The sequence below is a fragment of the Azonexus caeni genome (assembly GCF_048146105.1).
Lineage (GTDB): Bacteria > Pseudomonadota > Gammaproteobacteria > Burkholderiales > Rhodocyclaceae > Azonexus > Azonexus aromaticus_B.
In genome coordinates, this window is sequence record NZ_JBKJAD010000053.1 from 1 (window position 1) to 1,620 (window position 1,620).

The 1,620-nt window shown below is 70.5% G+C and carries 1 protein-coding gene; it reads right to left on the reverse strand.

Annotated features, from left to right (window positions below; all coding sequences use genetic code 11):
* Positions 1 to 1,620: type VI secretion system Vgr family protein (locus ACLIIZ_RS21020; protein WP_416695643.1), on the reverse strand; the 1,620-nt coding region annotated here is incomplete at both ends.

The following is a 1,620-nucleotide window of genomic DNA, read 5'->3' on the forward strand; positions in this document are numbered from 1 at the left end:
CTCCCCTTCACCGAGAACGTCCCCGGGCAAGCGAAGGTGATGTTCGATCCTTCGAGGGTGACCGAGGATTGCCCGCCGACCAAGCGGATTTGCTTGTTGGCAAGGATGTGGATTTCGTCGTTGGAGCTGGTGACGGTGACGGACTGGTCGGCGAGGATTTCGAGTTGGTCGGTGTGGGCGTGGATGGTATGGCTGCCGGCTTCGGCGATACTCTTGATGCCGCCTGAATGGCTGAACCAGCTGGCGGCTTCGCCGACGGTGACGGCGAGGGTGTGGGCGGCGGCGAGGTGGAGGTCCTGCTGGATGGTGGCGTGCAGGTGGGCGCCGGCGAAGAGCAAGGTGCTGGCGGGGCTGGTGAGGGCGATGTCGCCGGGGGCTTCGGCGACGATGGACGGTTCGTTGAAGCGCTCGGTGGGGTCGCCCAACTCACGGCTGCCGGGCTGGGCCTTCTTCGCTGCCTGACCGCCGACCGGGGCGGTGAATTTGCCGTCTTTTTGCGGGTCGAGGGCGGTGATGAAATCGCTCTGCTTCGCGTTGGCGTTGAGCGGCAGCGCCTGCTGGGCGCGGGCGGCGTCGGAGAGGGCCTTGGCGGTTTCCTCGGCGGAGCGCATCTGGCCGACCGCCTCGACGATGTCCATCTGGGTGGAGACGGCGTTGGGGCGGGCGGTGGCGGAGACCAGGATGCCTTCGCCGGCGCGCACGGCGAGCCAGCCGTCGCTGCGCAGCTCGAAGCCGCTGCCGCGCCAGGCGCCGCGGCTGGCCGATTCGGGGGCCTGGTGGATGAGGTGGCCGAGGGCGAGCTGGCTGGCGTTGTCGGAAGCGGCGAGGCGGGTGCGCAACTGGCCGGGGGCGTCGTCGATCACCCACTGGTTGTGGCCGGACTCGAAGTTGTGGCTCATCCAGCCGGCGAGCACGCCGGGGTGGTTGGCACTGGCTTCGTGGCCGGCGGAGAAGGGCGGCAGGTCGGCGCCGTTGTGGATCTGGCCGGCGATCACCGGGCGGTCGATGTCGCCGTCGAGGAAGCTGACGATGACCTCGGTGCCAATGCGCGGCAGGAAGTGGCTGCCCCAGTTGGGGCCGGCCAGCCATTCGGTGACGCGGACCCAGGTGCCGGACTGTTCGTTGCCCGGCGCGTTGCCGGACTTGCCCGGGGCGTCGGCGGCGAGGCCGCCCGGGTTGGGCTGCTCGCCGCGCTGCCAGGGAAACTGGATCTTCACCCGGTGATCGCGCTCGGTGGTCAGTGGTGCGCCGCTGACGCCGACCACCAGAGCGATCTGCGGCGGAGCGAGGGGTTTTTGCAGCGGCTGGGGGACGACGGGCAAGGCGGCCGGCTGGGCGTGCAGCCGGTTGCGGTAGCTGCCGGCCTCGACGGCGGTGCTGCCGAGCAGCTTGGCGGCCTGGGCGCCGAGGTTGTTGGCGCCGTCATGGTCGACGGCGAGCAGCGTGAAACGGGCGTCGTCGCCCTGGTATTCCTCATGCTGGGAAAGCGTGAAGTTCTGCCCGGCGGCGGCCTGGCGCACCGTGCTGTCGCCGGCGAAGCGGCGGTAGGCGGCTTCCCAGGCGGCCAGGCGCAGATCGGCATGGCGGCGGGCGGCGGCGCCGTCGGTGTAGCGGTAGGGG